Genomic DNA, 521 nt, shown 5'->3' with positions numbered 1-521 from the left:
GTCTATGATGCTCCAGACCATAAAGCGGTAATGGCAATGGAAACAAATCTATTTCATTTCAGCTTTGCGAAAAGCAATTCTGCATTAATAGAACTGAACAACTTATTAGTACAGGAAGATGGAAAGGTGACGCCTTATGAAGATTTCCGCTATGAAGCGAAAAAGCTCCTTTCAAGGTACAATAAAAACTACCTGAGAGCGGAATACAACAAAGCAATAGCTGTAGGGCAAAGTGCCTCCTCTTATTTTGAAATGATGGACAACGAAACAAAGTCCGCTTATCCTTATGCAAAGTATACCACCATAGGTGATAGTAGAGTAAGAGACAAACACCGCCTACTTGATGGATTGGTATTCAAAAAGGATGAAACCTCTTGGAGAAAGTTTATGCCACCCAACGACTGGGGATGCCGTTGTGAGATAGAGGACTTTACGGACGGTATTCCTCCGGAAGTCAGTAATGGAAGTGATGTCATTGCTCTTTTAGGGGAAGATTATGACAAGATGAAAAAACAGGGCTT

General features: G+C 40.9%; 1 protein-coding gene. It reads left to right on the top strand.

Annotation, left to right across the window (positions count from 1 at the left end; genetic code table 11):
• The coding region (locus tag PL77_RS29920; protein WP_044213760.1) for a phage minor head protein at positions 1 to 521 on the top strand (521 nt) is incomplete at both ends.

This window comes from Flammeovirga sp. OC4, assembly GCF_000812565.1.
Lineage (GTDB): Bacteria > Bacteroidota > Bacteroidia > Cytophagales > Flammeovirgaceae > Flammeovirga.
The sequence above is the reverse complement of the archived record's forward strand: the minus strand, read 5'-3'. Positions and strand labels throughout refer to the sequence as shown.